This window comes from Microbacterium sp. Root1433D1 (assembly GCF_001426835.1).
Lineage (GTDB): Bacteria > Actinomycetota > Actinomycetes > Actinomycetales > Microbacteriaceae > Microbacterium > Microbacterium maritypicum.
Map to the genome: position 1 here is coordinate 716,119 of NZ_LMFN01000002.1, position 20,491 is coordinate 736,609.

Genomic DNA, 20,491 nt, shown 5'->3' on the forward strand with positions numbered 1-20,491 from the left:
CTGTCAAAGGTAGCCTGGAAGCATGCCCCGTTCCCGTCGCCTCGCTGTCCTCGCAGGCGCGGTGTCCCTGGCCGCGATGCTCGCCGGCTGCTCGACCACCGTGCACCTCGAACCCGCCGCCGATGCGAACAACCCCGCATGCGCGAACGTCTCCGTGCTGCTGCCGGAGACCGTCGGCGGATTCGATCGGGTCTGGACCGACGCGCAGGCGACAGGTGCCTGGGGCGACCCCACCGTCGTGCTGCGCTGCGGTGTCGAGCCCCCCGCACCGTCTGCACTCGTGTGCACCACCCTCGGCGGCGTCGACTGGTTGGTCCTCGAGCAGGAAGAGGAGCGTCAGAGGCTGGTCACGTTCGGACGCGACCCCGCGGTCGAGGTGACCATCCGCCGCGGCGAGCAGATCGACTTCCAGGCGATCGTCGACAAGATCTCCGCGAGCATCCAGTCCGGGCTCCAGCCCGCGACCGGACAGTGCACGGACCGCGTCGAGTTCCCCGCGAGCTGATCGCCGCGGGGAACCGCGCGCTCAGCGGCGCAGACCGGCTTCGACGAGCTCGGTGATCAGATCGCCGTAGCTCAGGCCCGAGGCGACCCAGCACTTGGGGAACATCGAGATCGGGGTGAAGCCCGGCATCGTGTTGAGCTCGTTCACCACGAGCTCGCCCGACGGCGTCAGGAACATGTCGACGCGGGCCAGCCCACGACCGTCGACGGCCTCGAACGCGCGGATACCCGCCTGCTGGATGGCCGCCAGCTCCGCGTCGGTCACCTCGGCCGGGCACACGACATCCACACCGTCGCCGCCGAGGTACTTGCCCTCGAAGTCGTAGAAGCCCCGCGAGGTCAGCACGATCTCGCCGGGAAGAGATGCCCGGACCCCGTCGGCGCTCTCGAGCACCGCGACCTCGATCTCGCGACCGCTCACGCCGGTCTCGATCAGCACCTTGTCGTCTTCGGCGAAGGCCACGGCCAGGGCCGCGTCCAGTTCGTCGGCGGCTTCGACCTTGGACACCCCGACGCTCGAGCCCGCACGTGCGGGCTTCACGAACACCGGCAGGCCCAGCTCCGCGGCCCGCGCACGCACGACTGCGGCATCGCGATCCCAGTCCGTGCGGCGCACCGTCACCCAGGGAGCGACCGAGATGCCGGAGGCCTCGAGCGCGATCTTCATGAAGTGCTTGTCCATGCAGAGTGCGGAGTCGAGGACCCCACCGCCCGCGTAAGGGACCTCCAGCGTGTCGAAGAAGCCCTGGATGGTGCCGTCCTCGCCGTGCGGTCCATGCAGGATCGGCAGCACCACGTCGATCTCTCCCAGCCCCTCGACGGTGCCGTCCGTCTGCACGACGCGCAGCGTGCGGTCACCGCCCGGCTCCGGCCAGAGCACGCGCGTGCCGTTGTCGACCACTTCGGGGAGATGCGCCGCGTCGAGCGGGAACTTCGCGGGATCGTCGTCTTCGAGGACGAACGCGCCTTCACGGGTGATCCCGACCGGGATCACGGCGTAGCGGTCGCGGTCAATCGCGCCCAGCACGCCCCCCGCCGTTGCGGAACTGATCGAATGCTCGCTGGAGCGCCCGCCGAAGAGCACCACCACCGTCTGCTTGTCCATGGTTGGTCCTCTCACCCTGCGGGGTGTCGTCGTCCGTCGTCAGGTGCGGTGCGATGTCCCGCGGATTCATCTTGCCGTCGAGCACCATCTTCACCTGCTCGACGATGGGCATGTCGATCTCGGCCTCGCGCGCCAGCTGCAGGACGGGCGCGACGGAGGCCAAGCCCTCGGCCGTCTGCTGCATCTGCTTCACGACGTCCTGGAAGCTGTAGCCCTGACCGAGCAGTCGCCCTGCGGTGTTGTTCCGGCTCAGCGGCGACTGACAGGTCGCGATCAGGTCGCCGAGCCCGGCAAGCCCCTGGAGCGTCTCGGGGTGAGCCCCGTTCGCCACCGCGAAGTCGGTCATCTCGACGAGACCTCGGGTGATGATCGACGCCTTGGTGTTCTCGCCGTAGCCGACGCCGTCGACGATGCCGATGGCCACCGCGATCAGGTTCTTCAGAACGCCGCCGAACTCCGTGCCGATCACATCGGTGTTCACGAAGGTGCGAAAGTAGCTGTTCCGAGCTGCGCGCGCGACGATCTCCGCCGTCTCCTGACTGCGCGAGGAGATCACGGCGGCGGTCGGCTGCTCGCGGGCGATCTCGAGAGCGAGGTTCGGCCCCGAGGCCACGGCGACGCGATCGGGGTCGCAGCGCAGCTCCTGCTGGATCACCTGGCTCATGCGCAGTCCGGTTCCGCGCTCGACGCCCTTCATGAGGCTGATGATCTTGGCATCGCTGTCGGCGAGCAGCGGCCGCAGCGCCTTCAGGTTCTCCCGCAGCGACTGGCTCGGCACCGACAGGTAGACCTGATCCACGCCGTCCAGAGCGGTTGCGAGCTCGTGCGTCGCCGCCATCGTGCGCGGCAGGTTGATGCCGGGCAGATAGCGGGAGTTGCGCTTGGCCTCGTTGATCTCCTGGGCCAGCTCGGGGCGCCGAGCCCACATCGTCACCTGAGCGCCACCGTCGGCGAGGATCTTGCCGAACGTGGTTCCCCAGCTGCCAGATCCTACGACCGCGGCCCGCGGCCCGGCCGCAGCGGTTCTCTTAGGAGTCAAGGCGTCCGGTCTCCTTCTGTCCGTGGCTCGCGGGGTTCCAGCGCTCCGCGGGTGCCTTCTCGTCGCGCAGCTCTTCGAGGAGTGCGGTGATCGCGTTCATCAGACGGTTCGTCGCCTCGGTGAGCGCCGCAGGCTCTCCTGCCCGCTCGCGCAGATCGGAGACGTCGACGGGGTCGCCGATGAGCACTCTGACCGGCTTGCGCAGCGGCCACAGGCTCAGGCCCTTCTGATAGCGCCCCATGATCGCCTGGGTACCCCACTGCGCCATCGGGATCAGGGGGATGCCGTCGGCGAGGGCCAGACGCACCGCGCCGGACTTGCCGCGCATCGGCCACATATCGGGATCGCGCGTGAGCGTGCCCTCGGGGTAGACGATCACGCCCCGACCGTGCTCGACGAGCTCTTCGGACTGCTTCATCGTCTGCCGTGCGGACGACGCCGACGACGTGCGCGCGACCGGGATCATCCCGGTGCGATGCAGGAACCAGCCGAGCACCGGCACCTTGAACAGGCTCTCCTTGGCCATGAAGCGCGGCGCGCGACCGGACCGCCACACGGCGACGGCGACGATGAGCGGATCGAACTCCGAGTAGTGGTTCGGGGCGAGCACGTACGATCCCTCGCGCGGCAGCTTCTCCGCGCCGCTCACGCGGATCTTCGCGATCAGCGAGACGGGAGGGATGATCAGCGCGGCGAGCGGCCAGAAGATGCTCGGCCGCTTCGTCTCCGATGACCGGGACGTCACCGCGGTCACCGGATGACGTCGAAGTCGGCGCCGAGCGCGTCGAGCTTGGCGAGGAACTTCTCGTAGCCGCGGCTGAGGATGTCGACACCGGACACCTTCGACTCGCCGGTGGCCGTCAGCGCCGCGATCACGTGGCTGTAGCCACCGCGCAGGTCAGGAACCACGATGTCGGCGCCGTGCAACGGCGTCGGACCGGTGATGACCGCGGCCTGCTCGAGGTCGCGACGCGGAACACGACGCGGACCGTCCTGGAGGCCTCGGGGGTGCACGACGATGTCGGCGCCCATCTTGACCAGCGCGTCGGTGAAGCCCATGCGGTTCTCGTACACGGTCTCGTGCACCACGGAACGGCCGTGCGCCTGGGTCAGGGCGACGACAAGAGGCTGCTGCCAGTCCGTCATGAAGCCGGGGTGCACGTCGGTCTCGATCACGACGGGCTTGATCTCGCCGTCGCGACGGAACAGGATGCCGTCTTCCTGGATGTCGAACCAGCCGCCGGCCTTGCGGAAGATGTTGAGGAAGGTGAGCATCTCCTGCTGCTTCGCGCCGCCGACGAAGATCTCGCCATCGGTCGCGAGCGCGGCGGAGGCCCAGGACGCGGCCTCGTTGCGGTCGAAGATCGACCGGTGGTCGTAGCCGCGGAGCTTCTCGACGCCCTCGATCACGATGACGCGGTTCGGCTCGTAGGAGATGATCGCGCCCATCTTCTGCAGCACGGCGATCAGGTCCATGATCTCGGGCTCGATGGCGGCGTTGCGCAGCTCCGTGACGCCCTCGGCGCGCACGGCCGTGAGGAGCACCTGCTCGGTGGCACCGACGCTGGGGTACGGGAGGTGGATGTTCGCCCCGTGCAGGCGGCTTCCCCCCGTGGAGAGGCGGATGCCGCTGGGGAGCTTCTCGACGATCGCACCGAACTTGCGCAGAGCGTCCAGGTGGAAGTCGATGGGGCGGTCACCGATGCGGCATCCACCGAGGTCGGGGATGAACGCCTGACCGAGACGGTGCAGCAGCGGGCCGCAGAAGAGGATCGGAATGCGCGAAGCACCGGCGTGAGCGTCGATCTGCTCGAAGTGCGCGGATTCCACGTCGCTCGGGTCGAACACCAGCGAACCGGGCTCATCGCCTTCGGACACACGCACACCGTGCACCTCGAGCAGCGAGCGCACGACGGCGACATCGCTGATCGCCGGTACGTCGCGCAGGGTGCTCACGGTCTCGCCGAGGAGCGAGGCGACCATGGCCTTCGTCGCCAGGTTCTTCGCCCCCTTGACGTCGACCCGACCGCGAAGCGGGCGTCCGCCTCGAATGGCGAGGACGTCTCCGGTGAGTGCAGGGACTCCGTCCGGAAGAGCGTCGCGCACAGGTGTCGTCATTCGGAGCCTCACTTCATTTACGGATTTCGGGGGCGGGTTGCCCCTGGCTCCCCCGCCCCCACCGTCTACTGAACGGGAAGGGTTCGGGGCCGCCACGACTCGCGACGGGCCTCGAACTGCGCGATCTTGTCTTCGTTGCGCAGCGTGAGCCCGATGTCATCGAGCCCTTCGAGGAGCCGCCATCTAGTGTAATCGTCGATCCCGATCTCGGCCTGGACGTCACCGATCGAGGCGGTGCGCGCCTCGAGGTCGACGGTCATCTGGACCCCGGGATTCCGGTCGATCTCGGCCCAGAACCGCTCGAGATCCTCTTCCGAGATCGTCGCGGCGAGCAGCCCCTGCTTGCCCGAATTGCCCCGGAAGATGTCGGCGAAGCGCGGGCTCAGCACGACTTTGAAGCCGAAGTCCCGCAACGCCCACACCGCGTGTTCGCGGCTCGAACCGGTGCCGAAATCGGAGCCGGCCAGGAGCACGGAGGCCCCGTGGAACGCTGGCTGGTTGAGCACGAAATCGGGATCCTGGCGCCATGCATGGAACAGCGCGTCCTCGAATCCGGTCTTGGTGACGCGCTTGAGGAACACCGCAGGGATGATCTGATCGGTGTCGACGTTCGAACGCTTCAGCGGAGCGGCGATACCGGTGTGAGTGGTGAACTTCTCCATGATTCAGAACCCTTCCGTCAGGTCGCTCGGGCTGGACAGGGTGCCGCGGATCGCGGTCGCTGCGGCGACCAGAGGTGAGACGAGATGCGTGCGCCCTCCCTTGCCCTGGCGTCCTTCGAAGTTGCGGTTGGAGGTCGAGGCGCAGCGTTCGCCCGGAGCCAGCTGATCCGGGTTCATGCCCAGGCACATCGAGCATCCGGCGAATCGCCATTCCGCCCCGAAGTCCTTGATCACCTTGTCCAGGCCCTCAGCCTCGGCTTCCAGCCGCACCCTCGCCGATCCCGGCACGACCATGACGCGCACGCCGTCGGCCTTCTTCTTGCCCTCGATGATCGACGCGAACGCCCGGAGGTCCTCGATGCGGCTGTTGGTGCACGAGCCCATGAAGACCGCGTCCACCGGAACCTCCTTGAGCGGTGTCCCCGGCTTCAGGTCCATGTACTCCAGCGCCCGCTCCGCGGCTGCGCGCTCATTCGGGTCGTCGATCTCGGCGGGGTCGGGCACGGCGGCCGAGAGGGAGCTGCCCTGACCGGGGTTGGTCCCCCACGTCACGAACGGCTCGAGCTGGTCGGCATCGATGAACACCTCGGCGTCGAAGGTCGCGCCCTCATCGGTCGGCAACGTGCGCCAGTAGGCGACGGCGTCTTCCCAGTCCTGCCCCTTCGGCGCGTGCGGGCGACCCTCGAGGTAGGCGAACGTCGTCTCGTCGGGGGCGACCATGCCGGCGCGGGCGCCTGCCTCGATCGACATGTTGCAGATCGTCATGCGGCCCTCCATGGAGAGCGCACGGATGGCGCTGCCGCGGAACTCGAGCACGTAGCCCTGTCCCCCGCCGGTACCGATCTTCGCGATCACCGCGAGGATGATGTCCTTCGCCGTCACACCGGGGCGCAACGTGCCCTCGACGTTGATCGCCATGGTCTTGAACGGCTTCAACGGCAGGGTCTGCGTGGCCATGACGTGCTCGACCTCGCTGGTGCCGATACCGAACGCCATCGCGCCGAACGCGCCGTGGGTCGAGGTGTGCGAATCGCCGCAGACCACGGTGATGCCGGGCATGGTCAGCCCGAGCTGGGGCCCGACCACGTGCACGATGCCCTGTTCCGCATCGCCGAGCGAGTGCAGACGCACCCCGAACTCGGCGGCATTGCGGCGCAACGTCTCGATCTGCGTGCGGCTGGTCAGGTCGGCGATCGGCTTGTCGATGTCCCACGTCGGAGTGTTGTGGTCCTCCGTCGCGATCGTGAGGTCGAGGCGACGAAGCGGCCGCCCTTCGCTGCGCAGGCCATCGAAGGCCTGCGGGCTGGTGACCTCGTGCACGAGGTGCAGGTCGATGTAGATGAGGTCCGGCTCGCCGTTCTCGCCCTTGACGACGAGGTGGTCGTCCCAGACCTTCTCGGCGAGAGTCCTGCGGCGTGCGGAATCGGCACCGTTTGCGGGGGTGGTCATTGCGTGTCTCCTGTGGCTGGCGGTTCGGCCCACGATGGACTCCGCGACGAGGAGGGGCTCAGATCGAGGTCTCGTCGCGGCGCCTAAGAAGAAGGAGCACGGTCCGCATGACGTCAGATTACCACCGCTGAGACGTGCTCCGACCCGTCATGACACTCTGTTGAGCACCCGAACGACCGAGAGGCACCGCATGACCGTCGACACCGCCCGCTTCGCCACCCGAGCGGTCCACGCGGCGAGAAGCCGGGAGACGGCCAGCTCCCGCGCGACGCCCATCTACTTGACGGCGGGTTTCGAGTTCGACGACTTCGATCACGCGGCCGACCACTTCAGCACCGGCACCGGCTTCGGCTACACCCGCACAGGGAACCCCACGGTGCGCGCCGTGGAACGCCAGCTCGCCGCCCTGGAGTCCGGCGCCGACGCCGTGCTCGTGGCCAGCGGCCAGGCGGCAGTGGCGACGGCCCTTCTGACCGTCGCCGGCGCGGGCGATCACATCGTGTCGTCCACCCACATCTACGAAGGCACCAGGGGCTTGTTCCTGGACAACCTCGCTCGACTCGACATCGAGACCACGTTCGTCGATGACATCGCCGATGCGGATGCCTGGAGGGCGGCGATCCGCCCGAACACCCGCGCGCTGTTCGCCGAGTCGCTCGCCAACGCCCGCAACGATGTGCTCGACGTCCGCGCCATCAGCGACGTCGGCGATGAGCACGCGATCCCACTGATCGTCGACAACACGCTGGCGACGCCGGCACTGCTGCGCCCTCTCGAGCACGGCGCGGCGATCGTGGTCCATTCCGCGTCGAAGTTCCTGGCCGGGCACGGCTCCGTGCTCGGCGGCGTCATCATCGATGACGGGCGCTTCGACGCCGCTCTCGCTGGCCACAACGCGCCCCATCTCGTCCTCCCCGGCCGGGGGGATGCACCCAGCGTCTTCGCCCGCCACGGGGGCCGCGCCCGCATCGCCTACGCCCGCGAATCCGTCGCCCCGCGATTCGGCGCATCGCCGTCCCCTCTCAACGCCTTCCTGATCGGACAGGGCGTCGAGACGCTCGGCCTGCGGGTCGAGCGACAGTCTCGCAACGCCCTGCAGATCGCCCAGTGGCTGGAACGGCACGAGGAGGTCGAGAGTGTCGACTACGTCGGGCTCCCCTCGCACCCCGACCACGAGGTCGGCAAACGCTACCTCGAGGGCGGGTCCGGATCGATCTTCACCTTCACTCTGCGGGGCGGGCTCCCTGCGGCACGCCGATTCGTGGAGCATGTGCGGGTCTTCACCCACATGACCCACATCGGAGATGTGCGCTCTCTGGTGCTGCACCCCGGGACCACCAGTCATGCCCAGCGCACCGAGGAGGAGCGCGAGGCTCTCGGCGTGCGGCCGGGCACCCTGCGGCTGTCGATCGGCATCGAGGACGTCGACGATCTAATCGCGGATCTGTCCCATGTGCTCCAGAACGTACGGGAGACGGTGGCATGAGCCGCCCTCAGCACTTCGGCTGGTTCCTCGCGCGCGGCTTCGGACCGCAGGGCTGGGGCTATCCGTCCCTCGAATGGGACTACGACTGGACGCGCCCCGAGATCTATCAGGACGCCGCGCGCACCCTGGAGCAGGCCGGCTTCGATCTGGTCATCATCGAGGATGCGCCCTCCCTGGGATCGCCTTCGACGATCGATCTGCGCGTCCGGCACGCGTTCGGCGGCCCGAAGCACGACCCGCTCCTGCTGGCTCCCTATCTGTTCCAGGCGACCAGGCACCTGGGCGTGGTGCCGACGGTGAATCCCGCGGCGTACCTCCCCTACACGGCCGCCCGGCAGTTCGCGACGCTGCAGCACCTCAGCGGCCATCGTCTGGGTCTCAACGTGGTCACCGACACCGGCAGCGCACGGCACTTCTCCGCGGCCCCGCAGCTCGGGCACGACGAGGCCTACGACCGCGCCGAGGAATGGCTCGACGGCATCCGCGCCCTCTGGCGCAGCTGGGACGACGGCGCTCTCCTCGCTGATCGGGAGACGGATGTCTACGCCGACGGCACCCGCCTGCGTGCGGTCGAGCATCGCGGTGAGCACTTCGCCTTCGACGGCCCGCTCAACGCCGTGCCGTTCACCGACGGGGACCCCGCGATCGTCTCACCCGGCGGCTCGGGCCGAGGGCTCGGCTTCGCCGGCGCGAACTCCGACGTCCAACTGGCTCTGGCGCCGCTGAACGAGAAGTCCGTGCGGGACTACCGCGCCAAAGTGCACGACGCGGCGACCGAGAGAGGACGACGTCCGGAGGACATCAAGATCCTCTTCGCCATCCAGCCCGTGATCACCCCGTCGGTGGAGGAGGCCGACCGCATCGTGGCCGCGTCCGCACACCCCGACGATGCCGCGCTCGTGCAGATCGCCCGCAAGCAGTCGAGCGACCTCGAGACCGATCTCACGTCGCTCGACCTCGACCGTCCGCTCGACCTCTCTGTCTTCGGTGCGCACGTCTCCCGCGGCAGCATCCAGCGTCTGATCGGCGACCGGGGCGAGGAGGCGCCGCTGCGCGCACACCTCAGCGCGCTCGCCCGTGCGGGTCGGATCTCGGACCGCACCGGCTTCGTCGGAACGGCCGAGGAGTTCGCCGACCTGATCGAAGAGCTCGGCGAATGGGGCAATGACGGCGTCCTGCTGTGGGGGGACTTCCATCCGGTCACCCTGCACCGCACCCTCGACGAGCTCGTGCCGGTGCTCCGCCGGCGAGGCATCCTTCGTCGTGAACACGCGGACGGCGGCCTGCAGGCGAACCTGCGCGCGTTCTGAGCGGCGGTCAGGCCGAACGTCACCAGCCCATGGAGCCGGGAACGCCCTTGAAGGGACCGACGACCCAAGACGTGACCCACCCGCCGTAGAACCCGCCCGGTTGCGGGACCGCGACCTCGTCCCCGACGGTGCACTCGTCCATCGGCGCCGCGTACACGGCGACCCGGTCGGTCAGCGCCTCGAAGCCGGGAGACGGGTGGGGATAGTTCCAGGCCGCTCCAGGGCGAAGGGTGTCTCCACCGCGCACATCGAAGTAGCGGGCGGTGCCCTTGAACTCGCAGAACGAGGCGCCGGGGGCCTCCACCAGCGCACCGGGGACGAAGTCGGCGATCGGAAGGTAGTACACGGGAGGGTGGCTGGTCTCCAGCACGCGCACGGCATCGCAGGTGTCGGCGATCAGGTCACCGCCGAGGCGGATCGTGATGCGTTCGGCGACCGGTTCGACGCGCGGCGGCCTCGGATAGTCCCAGACGGATTCCTGCCCGGCGGACGGGGTGAGGGGGCGAGGTCTGCGCATCTGTTCACTTTACGTCTCTCGGTGTTGACTGGTGCCATGACCGCCATCCCGATGTTCCCGCTCGGCTCGGTGCACTTCCCGCACACCCCGCTTCCGCTTCGCGTGTTCGAGCCGCGGTACCTCACGATGATCGGGCGGCTCCTGGATGAGGAGGACCCGCGGTTCGGTGTCGTGCTCATCGAACGCGGCCATGAGGTCGGCGGTGGCGATCGGCGCAGTCGCATCGGGACGATGGCGCGGTTGGTCAGCGTCTCCGCGGGTGCCGACGCTCTGCTGGCCGTCGCCGTCGGCACCGATCGCTTCACGGTCGATGAGTGGCTGGATGACGACCCCTATCCCCGCGCCGAGGTCACGCCACTGCCCGAGCTCGACTGGAGCGACGAGCTCACCCCGCTGCGCACGCAAGCGGAGGCGATCGTGCGACGGACACTCGCCCGCGCGCCCGAGGCGCAGTGGGATGCCGACACCGAGCTCTCGGACGATCCGATCGCCGCCGCGTGGCAGCTCGCCGCGATCGCTCCCCTCGGCGACTACGACAGATACGCGCTGCTGCAGTCCGCCACGGTGGGGGCGTTGCTTCGTCAGATCATCGACCTCACGCTCGACGCCGAGCTTCTGTGGTCAGACGGGTGAGGTGGCGCTGGCGCATCGCCAGGAAGAGCGGGAACGTGAAGGCGAACGCCGTCACTCCGGACAGCACGACATAGAGCCAGCCCCTCCGCATCCCGATCCGTCGCGCCTCGACGATGATGAACACGCTCCCCGCGATCGCCACGATCAGGAGATCGACCGTGATCGACGACACCGCCGGACCGCTGCCGACGAGATCGCCGACGAAGTCCACCATCTGCGTGATGGCCAGCACGTTGAACGTCCAGGTGCCGATGAGACCGACCACCGCCAGCACGAGATAGACGAGGGCGAGGGGTGTCCAGTGGCGGGTCATGCCGCCATGATCTCACTCCACGGTCGTCGTGGACCTCGCCGCGCGCTTCTCGCGGGACGAGGCGATCAGGCTGGCGACGGTCGCGATGGTCATCGAGGCGAGGATCACGCCGAGGGAGACCATGTTGCTGATGTCGGGCACCCACTCGACGTGCTCGCCGCCGTTGATGAACGGCAGCTCGTTGACGTGCAGAGCGTGCAGGATCAGCTTGACGCCGATGAAACCGAGGATGACGGCGATGCCGTAGTGCAGGTAGCGCAGACGGTCGAGCAGGTCGCCGAGCAGGAAGTAGAGCTGTCGCAGCCCCATCAGCGCGAAGATGTTGGCCGAGAAGACGAGGAAGCCGTTGGTGGTGATCTCGAAGATCGCGGGGATCGAGTCGATCGCGAAGATCAGGTCGGTGACACCGATGGTGATGAAGACGATCACCATGGGCGTCCACATGCGCTTGCCGTCGACCGTGGTGCGGATCTTGGACCCGTCGTACGTCTCGCTGATGTCGACGCGGCGACGCAGCAGGCGGACGATGAAGTTCTCGCGCTGCACCTCGCCCTCGTGATCGCCGTCCGGCATGGCCTGACGGATCGCCGTCCAGATGAGGAAGGCGCCGAAGATGTAGAAGATCGGCGAGAAGTTCTCGACGATCGCGACACCGGCGAGGATGAACAGGCCGCGCAGGATGAGCGCGATGATGATGCCGACCATGAGCACCTGCTGCTGCAGCCGCCGCGGCACGGCGAACTGGGCCATGATCAGGACGAAGACGAACAGGTTGTCGATGGAGAGGCTGTATTCCAACGCCCATCCGGTGATGAAGTCACCCGCGTTCTGCCAACCTCCGACATTGCCGAGGAGCACCGCGAACAGCAGCGCGAGCCCGACGTAGAAGACCACCCAGAGAGTGGACTCCTTCGTCGACGGGATGTGCGGCCGCAGCCGGATGAGGAGCAGGTCGCCGATCAGGATGATCGTGAGGACGACCATCGAGGTGATCTCGAACCAGACGGGGATTTCCAAGGGCGCACTGCACCTTTCGCGGAGGGGTCGGGAATGAGTCGAAAGTCTCTCCCCCGCACACAGGTGCGGCGCGCGCCCGGAGCAGCGATGACGGTGCTCGTGATGACGTTACGCGCGGATTCGGGATACTCCCTCTCGCCCGGGCAATGCTACCGGAGCCGTGGCATCAGTGGGAACGGATGTCGTCGGAAACTCCCTGCGGCCCGCACGCAATCCCCTGCACCGGATCTGAGACGATGGGGCATCGATCGACACTCTCCTCGTGAGAGACACCGAACGGAACCAGGATGCCCCTGCAGACAACTGATCAGAGATGGGCGGCGCAGGCCGCGGCCGGCGACGAGAACGCCTTTCGCGAGCTGTACCGCGCACACGTGCGTCCCGTGTACTGGATCGCGCAGGGCATCCTCGCCTCGCCGTCCGACGCCGAGGATGTGACCCAGGAGACGTTCGTCGTCGCCTGGCGGAAGATCCCCGACCTCGAGCTCCAGGGCGAGTCGATCCTGCCGTGGCTGACCACGATCTGCCGATTCCAGGCAGCAAACCGGCTCCGTCAGCGTCGGCGCGATCAGGCGCACACCGCCGAGGCCGTGGACGAGACCCTGCTGCCGGACACGGTGAGCGTCGAGGAGCAGGTCATCACGGCCGAGCTGGCGGCGCGGATAGCCCGAGAAGTGGGCACGTTGAGCGAACTCGATCGTGAGATCTTCCGTCTGTGCGCGTCTGAGGGCTATGCCTATCAGGCGGCTGCGGAAGAGCTCGGGGTGACCCACGCCGTCGTCAGGAACCGTCTCTCTCGAGTACGCACGCAGTTGCGTGGAGCCGTGACGGAAGTGAGAGACGCATGAACGACAAGACCAGCGGCAGCGACCTGCCCGCCCTCTCGGACGAGGCGATCGCCCGTATCGAAGACGCCGTCTTCGCCGAGATCGCCTCCGAGCGCGCGCCGGCGCGCCCGGCCGAGGCCAAGTCCCGTGCTCGTCGGCGGCGGTGGCTCACCGGCGGCGGCATCGCCGCGGCCTTCGTGGTCGGCGTGCTCGTGACGCCCCCCATCCTCGGCGCCGTAGGCGGGGGAACCTCCGTGACGGCCGAAGGCATCGGCTTCTCCAGCGGCACGGTCGCCGACTCCGCGCCCTCATCGCCCGAGCGGCTCACGGGCGTGGCTCCCGAGTCGCTGTCGGACGGTGGCGCCATGAGCTCCGATGCGAACGCGGCGACGCTCCCCGGTGCCGCTGACGCGGAGAGCGGGCGCGAGATCATCGCCACCGCGCAGGCGACCGTTCAGGTGAAGAGCATCCCCGAGGCGGCGACGGCGATCGCGGCCCTCGCCGAGGAGCACGGCGGCTACGTCGAGAGCACGGAGATCGGGAAGTCGGTCCCGCTCGACGGCCGCACCGATCCCGCCACCGACACCGCCGATTCGGCGTACGGCTGGGTCGGCATCAGGGTGCCGTCGGCGGATCTTCCCGACGTGATCGCCGCTCTCGCCGACACCGGAGAGGTGCTCTCGTCGTCGACGTCGAAGCAGGACGTGACGTCTGCCGCGATCGATCTGCGCGCCCGCGTCGATTCCACGAAGGCATCGGTCGAGCGGCTCACGCAGCTCATGGCGCAATCGGGAAGCGTGTCCGAGCTGATCGAGGCCGAGGTCGCACTGACCGACCGCCAGGCCCAGCTCGAATCCTACGAACAGCAGCTCGCCGCTCTCGACGACCAGGTCGCGATGTCTTCCCTGCAGGTGCAGCTGACGAAGGCGAGCGCACCGACGACCGCCGACCCGGCCGGCTTCGGCGACGGCCTGCTGGCCGGCTGGAACGGTCTCGTGGTGTCGCTGAACGCACTGGTCATCGCCCTCGGCTTCATCCTCCCGTGGCTCGCACTCGCCGGGGTGGTCGTGCTCCTCGTCTGGCTCCTGCGCCGGACGCGTCGCAACCGCCGTGACGCCGCGGGATCCTCAAGCGGGACATCCGTCGAAGAGAACTGACGCCGCCCCGTAGGAGAAGGCTCGCCCGGATGCTTCCGGGCGAGCCTTCTCGTTGATATTCCGAGGTATACAAGAAGTCTTGTGCGTCTACCACCGCGGGATTAGCGTCTTCTCCCGTGGAAGACATCTCCGTGATCACCGCCGTGCATCACCCGCTGCGCCGACGCATCTACGATTACCTGCTCCTGTACGGCACGGCACAGGTCACCGCGATCGCCCGCGCACTCGACAGTCAGGTCGGCAGCATCAGCCATCATCTGCGGATGCTGGAGCGCGCAGGCGTCGTCGAACGCGCACCGGATCCCGCCGGTGACAAACGCGCCAGCTGGTGGAAGGTGGCTCGACGCGGGTTGACCTGGTCGACCGACGACTACGCGGACTCCCCCGCCGATGCCCTGCTCGCGCGCGAAGCCCAGCGGCAGGGCATCCGGATGCAGATAGACCGGCTGCAGCGCTGGCACCGCAGTCGCCGAGACCCCGCGTACGCGGGATACGACGGCTCGAACACGGAGACGACCGCCTGGGCATCGGCCGACGAGCTGCGCGACCTCTCCGCGCGGATCCTCGGGACGATCCGCGAGTGGCAGGAGGGCATCGACCTCGACGACGGTCAGGAGCGCGTCCCCGTCTTCGTCTTCGCGCACGCCTTCCCCACGGAGCCGTGATGGCGACGGTCAGCGAGCCCGTCGAGGTGACCGCGCCTCCTGCGTTCCGCCGGGACCACCTCGCGCATGCATGGATCGGTGTGAAGGCGCTCTCCGATGCCGGTGACGCCCTGTGGACGATCGCCCTCGCCTGGACGGCCGTGCAGGTCGCCTCCCCCGCGGTCGCCGGGCTGATCGTCGCCGCAGGAACGGTGCCCCGCGCGGTGATCCTCCTGTTCGGAGGGGTGATCGCCGACCGTGCGGACGCCCGCCGCATCATGCTCGCGTTCAACGTGCTCCGGGTCGGTGTCCTGGTCGCCGTGGCCGTGTGGGTGCTCACGACACCACCCTCGGTCGCGGTCCTCCTCCTCGCCGCCATCGCGTTCGGGGTATGCGATGCGTTCTACGAACCGTCAGCCGGCACGATCGCCCGCCAGCTGGTCAGAGCCGCCGATCTTCCGGCCTACGGAGCTGCGGCCCAGACGGCGTCACGCCTGGGGACCATGGGAGGTGCAGCGATAGGCGGGTTCGTCGTGGCGCACGCAGGCCTTGCCGCAAGCGCGTCGGTGAACGCCCTGACCTTCACCGTGGTGGTCGCCTTCATCGCGATCTGGCTGCGCCCGCGCTTCCGCCTCGCCCGCGCGGAGAAGGAGTCCGCGCTGCGCGGCATCGCCCGCGGGTTCACTCATCTCTCCGTGAACCCCACGACCCGCACGCTCGTGATCGCACTGTCGGGGTTGAATCTGGCGGTCGGCCCGGCGATCGGGCTCGGACTCGCCCTCCGTGCTCACGACGAGGGGTGGGGCGCTCAAGCGGTCGGGCTCTTCGAAGCGCTCCTCGGTGTCGGCGCGGCGCTGGGGGCCGTCTCCGTGGCGAAGTGGCGGCCACGTCACGAGGCGCGCGCCGGGTTCTGGGCGCTGGTCGTGCAAGGGGCAGGCATCGTGGCGCTCGGGTTCGGTCCGGCCTGGACCGTCGCTGCAGCCGCGTTCGTGATCGGTGCGACCGCGGGATACGCCTCGGTGCTGCTCAGCGCCACCTTCTCAGCGACCGTCGACACGGCCTACCTCGGCCGGATGGGCGCGCTCACGCGCCTCGGCGACGACTGTCTGATGCCGCTCGCGATGGCCGGCTTCGGCGCCCTCGCATCGGCAACGACCGTCGGGGTGCCGTTCGCACTCTTCGGGGGCGCGATGATGGCCCTGATGATCCTGCCGTTGAGGAACCGGACGTTCCGCACCCTGTCCTTGAACCCCCGGCACTGAGGCGGAGAAACAAGAAAGCCTCCGGCGAACCGGAGGCTTTCTCTGTTGTGTGACCCCAGCGGGATTCGAACCCGCGTTACCGCCGTGAGAGGGCAGCGTACTAGGCCGCTATACGATGGGGCCGTCTGGCGGAACGTTTCCGTCCCGCGACAACCGTTCAAGTATGCCACGGCGATTCTCACTGCGCCAAATCGACGCCACCCTCTCCCGAATCCCGGGCGTGGCGCACCGAATCCGACGCCGAATACGTTTGCCGTGCGCGAGCGGAAGGAGTTGACTCTTCCCATGCGCGTCACCAAGTTCGAACATGCCGCCCTCCGTCTCGATGCGAACGAGAAGACCCTTCTGATCGACCCCGGGTCGTTCACGACACCCCTGAACGACCTCGCCGATCTGGTCGGGATCGTGATCACCCATGAGCACCCGGACCACTGGACGGCCGACCACTTCGACAGACTCCTGCGCGCGGCACCCGGCACACCGATCTTCGCCCCCGCCGGGGTCGCCCGCGCCGCAGAGGGATACGACATCACCGTCGTCTCTCCCGGCGACACCGTCGACGTCGGCGGATTCACCCTGCGATTCTTCGGGGGTACCCACGAAGTCATCCACTCCTCCCTCCCGACCGTCGAGAACGTGGCCGTGCTCGTGAACGACGAGCTCTACTACCCCGGCGACTCCTACGCGGTCCCCGAGGGCGTCGCGGTCGGTACTCTCGCCGCACCGCTCGGCGCTCCCTGGCTGAAGATCGGCGAGGCGATGGACTTCGTGCTCGCGGTCGCCCCTCGTCGCTCCTTCGGGACCCACGACATGACGCTGTCGGTGATCGGGAAGAACATGCACAGGCAGCGGCTGCAGTGGGCAACGGAACAGGGCGGCGGCGAGTTCTTCGTGCTGGAGCCCGGCGACTCCCTCGATCTCTGAGCATGGCGGACTCCCCCGGCGCGGAGGTCGCACTCGATGAGCGCGACGTCCGCGAACTCGTCCGCACCGTCGCACCGGAGCTGGCGGCACTTCCGTTGACGCGGTCTGCCGAGGGATGGGACAACGTCACCTGGCGTCTCGGGGCGGATCTCGCGGTGCGCATCCCCCGCAGGCTCCAGGCGGCGCCGCTGATCCGGCACGAGCAGCGTGCGCTCCCCTTGATCGCGATGCACCTGGCCGCGGCGAACGTCCGCACGCCCCTACCGGTGTTCGCAGGTTCGCCGACCCCGCACTTCCCCTGGCCCTGGTCGATCGTGCCGTGGTTGCCCGGCGGCCAGGCTCTCGGTCGCCCCCGTCGGGACAACACCGTCTGGGCCGCTCAACTCGCTGCCGTCCTGCTCACCCTCCACCGGGATGCACCCGCAGACGCACCCCGGAACCCGGTCCGCGGGGTGCCGCTGGCGGTGCGGGACGACAGCATCCGCTCCCGCCTCGCAGACCTTCCCGCGACGATCGCCGAGAATCTCGCCGACATCTGGCAGACCGGGCTCGACGCCGCCCCCGCGACCGAGTCCGTCTGGATCCACGGCGACCTGCACCCAGGGAACATCCTCGTCGACGGTGATCGGCTGTCGGCTCTGATCGACTTCGGCGACGTCACAGCCGGCGACCCGGCCTACGACCTCGCCGCAGGATGGCTCGCCTTCGACGCGGAAGGCCGACATGTGTTCCGCCGAGCCACGGGACGCCGATACGACGAGGAGACCTGGGTGCGGGCACGCGCCTGGGCGGCCGCGATCGCGATCATCCTCTGCCATTCAAGCGATGACCGCCCCGATCTGCGCGCGCTCGGGCACGAGACATCCGCTCAGCTGCGGACGGCCCCGACGACCTGACGCCGCGCGCCGGTGAGCACTCCGCTCACCCGCGACCACACCCGTCGGGCGCGATCGTCGAGAGGCCGGCGACCGTCGGACCGCACACGGCACACAGGTTCAGGCCTGCGCGACCCTGACCCTCAGCTCACGCGCGAGGTGATCACGCTGCTCGATCACGAGCCGCCGGAGAGCGGCCGGCGCCTCGGCGTTCGCGGCCAGCCATGCATCGACCGGTTCCAACGAATCGCCGGCCGGGAACAGCCCGACCACCAGCCGTCGCGCGATCTCGATGCTGCGCGCGCCCCAGACCTGCCCGATCCGCGCGAAGTACTCGTCATCGAAGCCGGAGACGAGATCACGGCGCCCGCCGGCGCGGAAACCCCCGATCTCGGCATCGAGGTGATCGTTGCTGAGCGCAAGGTCGTTCCAAGCGGAGTCCCATGCCTCGCGGCGCACGGTGGCATCCGGTCGCGACGAACGCGCCCGCCGTGCGGCTGTACGTCCGTCGCCCGTGTCGTCCCGCTGCTGCTCTGCGGCCACATCCGCAAGATCGGCGTGCCCGGTGGTCACCAGAGACGTGAGGAGCTGCCAGCGCAGATCGGGATCGATGACGAGGCCTTCGGGTGCCTGCCCGTCCAGCAGTGCCCGCACCTGTTCCTGATGCCCGTCGTCGAAGGCGGATGCCGTCGCGAACGCCCGGGCCCAGGAGAGCTGCGCGTCGCTCCCGGCGTCCGCAGCCTCCAGCGTGCTCCACACGGTCTCGACCCAGCGCTGCTGCTCCTGGTCGCGGCTCGCTTCCGCGACGAAGTGGCGGATCGTGTAGCTGGCGTTCGCGAGGACGCCCGTCAACAGCCCGATGTTGGACTCCGCGGGCGCATGGGTGCGCACGATCTCGAGGTACCGCGCCGCCGCGAGCTCGCCGTCGCGGGTGGCGTTCCACAGCGACGACCAGACGAGGGCGCGCGCCAGCGGGTCGTCGATCGCAGAGAGGGACTCCTCGACCGTCGCGAGCGAACGCGCATCGAGACGAGCCTTCACATAGGTGAGGTCGTCGTCGTTGAGCAGCACCAAATCGGCATCGGGCAGGTCGATCTCGGTCCGTTCGCCGACCACGTCGAGCTCACGCTGCTCGCGCCGCACGACCCGGCCGTCGACACGCTCGTACAGCCCGATGCGCAGTCGATGCGGGCGAGGGTCGGTCTGCACGAGGATGCTCCGCCCGTCCGCCTCGGTCTCGGTCCACAGCGTGGACATGCCCGAGGTCTGGAGCCAGGCCGCCGACCAATCGCTCATGTCCCGCCCCGAGACGGCGCTCAACTGCACCAGGAAGTCGTCGAGCGTCGTGTTCCCGAACGCGTTGGCGGCGAAGTAGAGACGGGCGCCCTCGAAGAACGCCTCATCCCCGACGAAGGCGACCAGCTGCTTGAGCACGGCGGCACCCTTGGCGTAGGTGATCCCGTCGAAATTCAGCTTCGCGGCCTCGAGATCGGTGATGTCCGCCACGATGGGGTGCGTCGTCGGCAGCTGGTCCTGCTGGTACGCCCACGCCTTGCGGCTGGCGGCGAAGGTGACCCACGCATCGTGATAGCGCGTGGCGACTGCCGACGCATGGGCGCCCATGTAGTCGGCGAAAGATTCCTTGAGCCACAGGTCGTCCCACCAGGTCATCGTCACCAGGTCGCCGAACCACATGTGCGCCATCTCATGCAGGATCGTGTTGGCTCGCGCGGCGCGCTGCGCGTCGGTCGCCGCCCCACGGGAGAGATACGACTCCGTGAACGTCACCAGTCCCGGGTTCTCCATCGCACCGAGGTTGTACTCCGGAACGAAGATCTGGTCGTACTTGCCCCACGGATACGGATAGGCGAAGGCATCGGTGAAGAAGTCCAGCCCCTGGCGTGTGACCTCGAGGATCTCCTCGGCCTCGAGGTGCGCAGCGAGTGATCGGCGGACGAACACGCCGAGGGCGACGCTCTGATCGTCGCGACGCCACTCGCCGTCCACCCGCGAGTAGGGTCCCGCAGCCACGGCCGTGATGTAGCTCGAGATCGGCAGGGTGGGTGCGAACTCCACGCGCTGCACGCCGACACCGAGATCGGTGTGCGTCGGAGACTGATTCGAGAGCACCTCCCATCCGGAGGGGGCGTCGACGACGAAGGTGTACTCGGCCTTCATGTCGGGCTGTTCGAAGCAGGCCATCACCCGCCGCGAGTCGGCCGGTTCGTACTGCGTGTAGAGGTAGGTCTCGTCGTCGACCGGATCGTGGAACCGGTGCAGACCCTCACCGGAGCGACTGTATGCGCCGATCGCCTCGACGCGGACGACGTTGGAATCCACCAGGCCCGAGAGCGAGATGCGGGCACCGTCGTAGACGATCTCCTGATCGACGCCGTTCACGCAGACTCGCTGGACACCTTCGCCGATGAAGTCGAGCCAGGTCGCGTCGACGGTCGACGAGAACTCGAGGGTCGTCACGGTCGGGAACCCGGTGCGAGCGCGCTCCGGCGCTCCGGTCAGGTCGAGCTCGACGCGGATGCGGTGCACGGTGACGGCAGCGGATCGCGCTGCGGTCTCCTCGCGGGTGAGGTTGGCGGTGTCCATGCATCCATCCTGGCATCCGGATGCCGCACGAACCGCCGTGGACCG

20 protein-coding genes and 1 tRNA gene are annotated in these 20,491 nt (G+C 68.4%); 10 read left to right on the top strand and 11 right to left on the bottom strand.

Features of this window, described 5'->3' with window-relative positions:
- Positions 1-22 precede the first annotated feature (22 nt).
- Positions 23-505, top strand: a complete 483-nt coding sequence (locus tag ASD13_RS09380) for a DUF3515 domain-containing protein (RefSeq protein WP_055868572.1) — start codon at positions 23-25, stop codon at positions 503-505.
- Positions 506-526: 21 nt separating this feature from the next.
- Here ASD13_RS09380 and ASD13_RS09385 read toward each other — a convergent pair whose 3' ends face one another.
- The 6 genes from ASD13_RS09385 to leuC form a co-directional block, all read right to left on the bottom strand.
- The gene (locus tag ASD13_RS09385; RefSeq protein WP_055868574.1) at positions 527-1,609 is read right to left on the bottom strand and encodes a D-alanine--D-alanine ligase family protein; all 1,083 of its coding nucleotides are present in this window, start codon (positions 1,607-1,609) and stop codon (positions 527-529) included.
- Complete coding sequence (locus ASD13_RS09390) at positions 1,515-2,648, bottom strand: NAD(P)H-dependent glycerol-3-phosphate dehydrogenase (RefSeq protein WP_031206191.1); 1,134 nt, start codon at positions 2,646-2,648, stop codon at positions 1,515-1,517. Before ASD13_RS09390 ends, ASD13_RS09385 begins: the two co-directional genes overlap by 95 nt.
- On the bottom strand, positions 2,638-3,402 hold the full coding sequence (locus ASD13_RS09395; RefSeq protein ID WP_055868575.1) for a lysophospholipid acyltransferase family protein: 765 nt from the start codon (positions 3,400-3,402) through the stop codon (positions 2,638-2,640). Before ASD13_RS09395 ends, ASD13_RS09390 begins: the two co-directional genes overlap by 11 nt.
- Positions 3,399-4,766, bottom strand: coding sequence for a UDP-N-acetylglucosamine 1-carboxyvinyltransferase (gene murA, locus ASD13_RS09400; protein ID WP_017830764.1), 1,368 nt, complete (start codon positions 4,764-4,766; stop codon positions 3,399-3,401). Before murA ends, ASD13_RS09395 begins: the two co-directional genes overlap by 4 nt.
- Before the next feature lie 65 nt (positions 4,767-4,831).
- Positions 4,832-5,428: a 3-isopropylmalate dehydratase small subunit gene (leuD, locus tag ASD13_RS09405; RefSeq protein WP_055868578.1), complete on the bottom strand. Its 597-nt coding sequence runs from the start codon at positions 5,426-5,428 to the stop codon at positions 4,832-4,834.
- Positions 5,429-5,431: 3 nt separating this feature from the next.
- Positions 5,432-6,877 carry a 3-isopropylmalate dehydratase large subunit gene (gene leuC, locus ASD13_RS09410; protein WP_055868580.1) on the bottom strand — a complete coding sequence of 482 codons (1,446 nt, stop codon included), beginning with the start codon at positions 6,875-6,877 and terminating at the stop codon, positions 5,432-5,434.
- A gap of 190 nt (positions 6,878-7,067) precedes the next feature.
- Here leuC and ASD13_RS09415 point away from each other — a divergent pair, with 190 nt between their 5' ends.
- The gene (locus ASD13_RS09415; RefSeq protein ID WP_055868582.1) at positions 7,068-8,363 is read left to right on the top strand and encodes an O-acetylhomoserine aminocarboxypropyltransferase/cysteine synthase family protein; all 1,296 of its coding nucleotides are present in this window, start codon (positions 7,068-7,070) and stop codon (positions 8,361-8,363) included.
- Positions 8,360-9,673 carry an LLM class flavin-dependent oxidoreductase gene (locus ASD13_RS09420; protein WP_055868584.1) on the top strand — a complete coding sequence of 438 codons (1,314 nt, stop codon included), beginning with the start codon at positions 8,360-8,362 and terminating at the stop codon, positions 9,671-9,673. The genes ASD13_RS09415 and ASD13_RS09420 overlap by 4 nt, the downstream gene beginning before the upstream one ends.
- A 19-nt stretch (positions 9,674-9,692) precedes the next feature.
- Here ASD13_RS09420 and ASD13_RS09425 read toward each other — a convergent pair whose 3' ends face one another.
- Positions 9,693-10,190, bottom strand: coding sequence for a DUF427 domain-containing protein (locus ASD13_RS09425; RefSeq protein ID WP_055868586.1), 498 nt, complete (start codon positions 10,188-10,190; stop codon positions 9,693-9,695).
- 36 nt (positions 10,191-10,226) lie between these two features.
- Between ASD13_RS09425 and ASD13_RS09430 the strand changes: the two genes are divergently transcribed.
- Positions 10,227-10,823, top strand: a complete 597-nt coding sequence (locus ASD13_RS09430) for an LON peptidase substrate-binding domain-containing protein (protein WP_055868587.1) — start codon at positions 10,227-10,229, stop codon at positions 10,821-10,823.
- On the opposite strand, the gene ASD13_RS09435 is transcribed toward ASD13_RS09430, so the two are convergent.
- Complete coding sequence (locus ASD13_RS09435; protein WP_055868589.1) at positions 10,786-11,136, bottom strand: DUF2834 domain-containing protein; 351 nt, start codon at positions 11,134-11,136, stop codon at positions 10,786-10,788. The genes ASD13_RS09430 and ASD13_RS09435 overlap by 38 nt on opposite strands.
- A 12-nt stretch (positions 11,137-11,148) precedes the next feature.
- Entirely contained in the window at positions 11,149-12,153 is a 1,005-nt protein-coding gene (locus ASD13_RS09440; RefSeq protein WP_017830772.1) for a TerC/Alx family metal homeostasis membrane protein, read from the bottom strand.
- 287 nt (positions 12,154-12,440) lie between these two features.
- Here ASD13_RS09440 and ASD13_RS09445 point away from each other — a divergent pair, with 287 nt between their 5' ends.
- From ASD13_RS09445 to ASD13_RS09460, 4 genes are all read left to right on the top strand, one after another.
- Positions 12,441-13,001, top strand: coding sequence for an RNA polymerase sigma factor (locus ASD13_RS09445; RefSeq protein WP_055868591.1), 561 nt, complete (start codon positions 12,441-12,443; stop codon positions 12,999-13,001).
- A complete protein-coding gene (locus tag ASD13_RS09450; RefSeq protein ID WP_055868593.1) occupies positions 12,998-14,137 on the top strand; it encodes a DUF4349 domain-containing protein in 1,140 nt (379 codons plus the stop codon). The genes ASD13_RS09445 and ASD13_RS09450 overlap by 4 nt, the downstream gene beginning before the upstream one ends.
- Before the next feature lie 116 nt (positions 14,138-14,253).
- A complete protein-coding gene (locus ASD13_RS09455; protein WP_055868595.1) occupies positions 14,254-14,802 on the top strand; it encodes a helix-turn-helix domain-containing protein in 549 nt (182 codons plus the stop codon).
- A complete protein-coding gene (locus ASD13_RS09460; protein ID WP_055868598.1) occupies positions 14,802-16,043 on the top strand; it encodes an MFS transporter in 1,242 nt (413 codons plus the stop codon). The genes ASD13_RS09455 and ASD13_RS09460 overlap by 1 nt, the downstream gene beginning before the upstream one ends.
- Positions 16,044-16,093: 50 nt before the next feature.
- Here the strand turns inward: ASD13_RS09460 and ASD13_RS09465 are convergent.
- Positions 16,094-16,166: transfer RNA gene (locus tag ASD13_RS09465), tRNA-Glu, on the bottom strand.
- 162 nt (positions 16,167-16,328) lie between these two features.
- Between ASD13_RS09465 and ASD13_RS09470 the strand changes: the two genes are divergently transcribed.
- Both ASD13_RS09470 and ASD13_RS09475 read left to right on the top strand, forming a co-directional pair.
- Complete coding sequence (locus ASD13_RS09470) at positions 16,329-16,967, top strand: MBL fold metallo-hydrolase (RefSeq protein ID WP_055868600.1); 639 nt, start codon at positions 16,329-16,331, stop codon at positions 16,965-16,967.
- A gap of 2 nt (positions 16,968-16,969) precedes the next feature.
- On the top strand, positions 16,970-17,863 hold the full coding sequence (locus tag ASD13_RS09475; protein WP_055868602.1) for an aminoglycoside phosphotransferase family protein: 894 nt from the start codon (positions 16,970-16,972) through the stop codon (positions 17,861-17,863).
- Positions 17,864-17,962: 99 nt separating this feature from the next.
- Here ASD13_RS09475 and pepN read toward each other — a convergent pair whose 3' ends face one another.
- The gene (pepN, locus tag ASD13_RS09480) at positions 17,963-20,446 is read right to left on the bottom strand and encodes an aminopeptidase N (RefSeq protein ID WP_055868605.1); all 2,484 of its coding nucleotides are present in this window, start codon (positions 20,444-20,446) and stop codon (positions 17,963-17,965) included.
- Positions 20,447-20,491 lie beyond the last annotated feature (45 nt).

Coding starts and splice junctions, on each gene's coding strand:
- ASD13_RS09475 (WP_055868602.1), top strand. CDS start 16,970: ATGGCGGACTCCCCCGGCGCGGAGGTCGCACTCGATGAGCGCGACGTC.
- ASD13_RS09450 (WP_055868593.1), top strand. CDS start 12,998: ATGAACGACAAGACCAGCGGCAGCGACCTGCCCGCCCTCTCGGACGAG.
- ASD13_RS09460 (WP_055868598.1), top strand. CDS start 14,802: ATGGCGACGGTCAGCGAGCCCGTCGAGGTGACCGCGCCTCCTGCGTTC.
- ASD13_RS09385 (WP_055868574.1), bottom strand. CDS start 1,609: ATGGACAAGCAGACGGTGGTGGTGCTCTTCGGCGGGCGCTCCAGCGAG.
- murA (WP_017830764.1), bottom strand. CDS start 4,766: ATGACGACACCTGTGCGCGACGCTCTTCCGGACGGAGTCCCTGCACTC.
- leuD (WP_055868578.1), bottom strand. CDS start 5,428: ATGGAGAAGTTCACCACTCACACCGGTATCGCCGCTCCGCTGAAGCGT.
- ASD13_RS09435 (WP_055868589.1), bottom strand. CDS start 11,136: ATGACCCGCCACTGGACACCCCTCGCCCTCGTCTATCTCGTGCTGGCG.
- ASD13_RS09420 (WP_055868584.1), top strand. CDS start 8,360: ATGAGCCGCCCTCAGCACTTCGGCTGGTTCCTCGCGCGCGGCTTCGGA.
- ASD13_RS09430 (WP_055868587.1), top strand. CDS start 10,227: ATGACCGCCATCCCGATGTTCCCGCTCGGCTCGGTGCACTTCCCGCAC.
- ASD13_RS09445 (WP_055868591.1), top strand. CDS start 12,441: ATGCCCCTGCAGACAACTGATCAGAGATGGGCGGCGCAGGCCGCGGCC.
- ASD13_RS09425 (WP_055868586.1), bottom strand. CDS start 10,190: ATGCGCAGACCTCGCCCCCTCACCCCGTCCGCCGGGCAGGAATCCGTC.
- ASD13_RS09470 (WP_055868600.1), top strand. CDS start 16,329: ATGCGCGTCACCAAGTTCGAACATGCCGCCCTCCGTCTCGATGCGAAC.
- leuC (WP_055868580.1), bottom strand. CDS start 6,877: ATGACCACCCCCGCAAACGGTGCCGATTCCGCACGCCGCAGGACTCTC.
- ASD13_RS09415 (WP_055868582.1), top strand. CDS start 7,068: ATGACCGTCGACACCGCCCGCTTCGCCACCCGAGCGGTCCACGCGGCG.
- pepN (WP_055868605.1), bottom strand. CDS start 20,446: ATGGACACCGCCAACCTCACCCGCGAGGAGACCGCAGCGCGATCCGCT.
- ASD13_RS09380 (WP_055868572.1), top strand. CDS start 23: ATGCCCCGTTCCCGTCGCCTCGCTGTCCTCGCAGGCGCGGTGTCCCTG.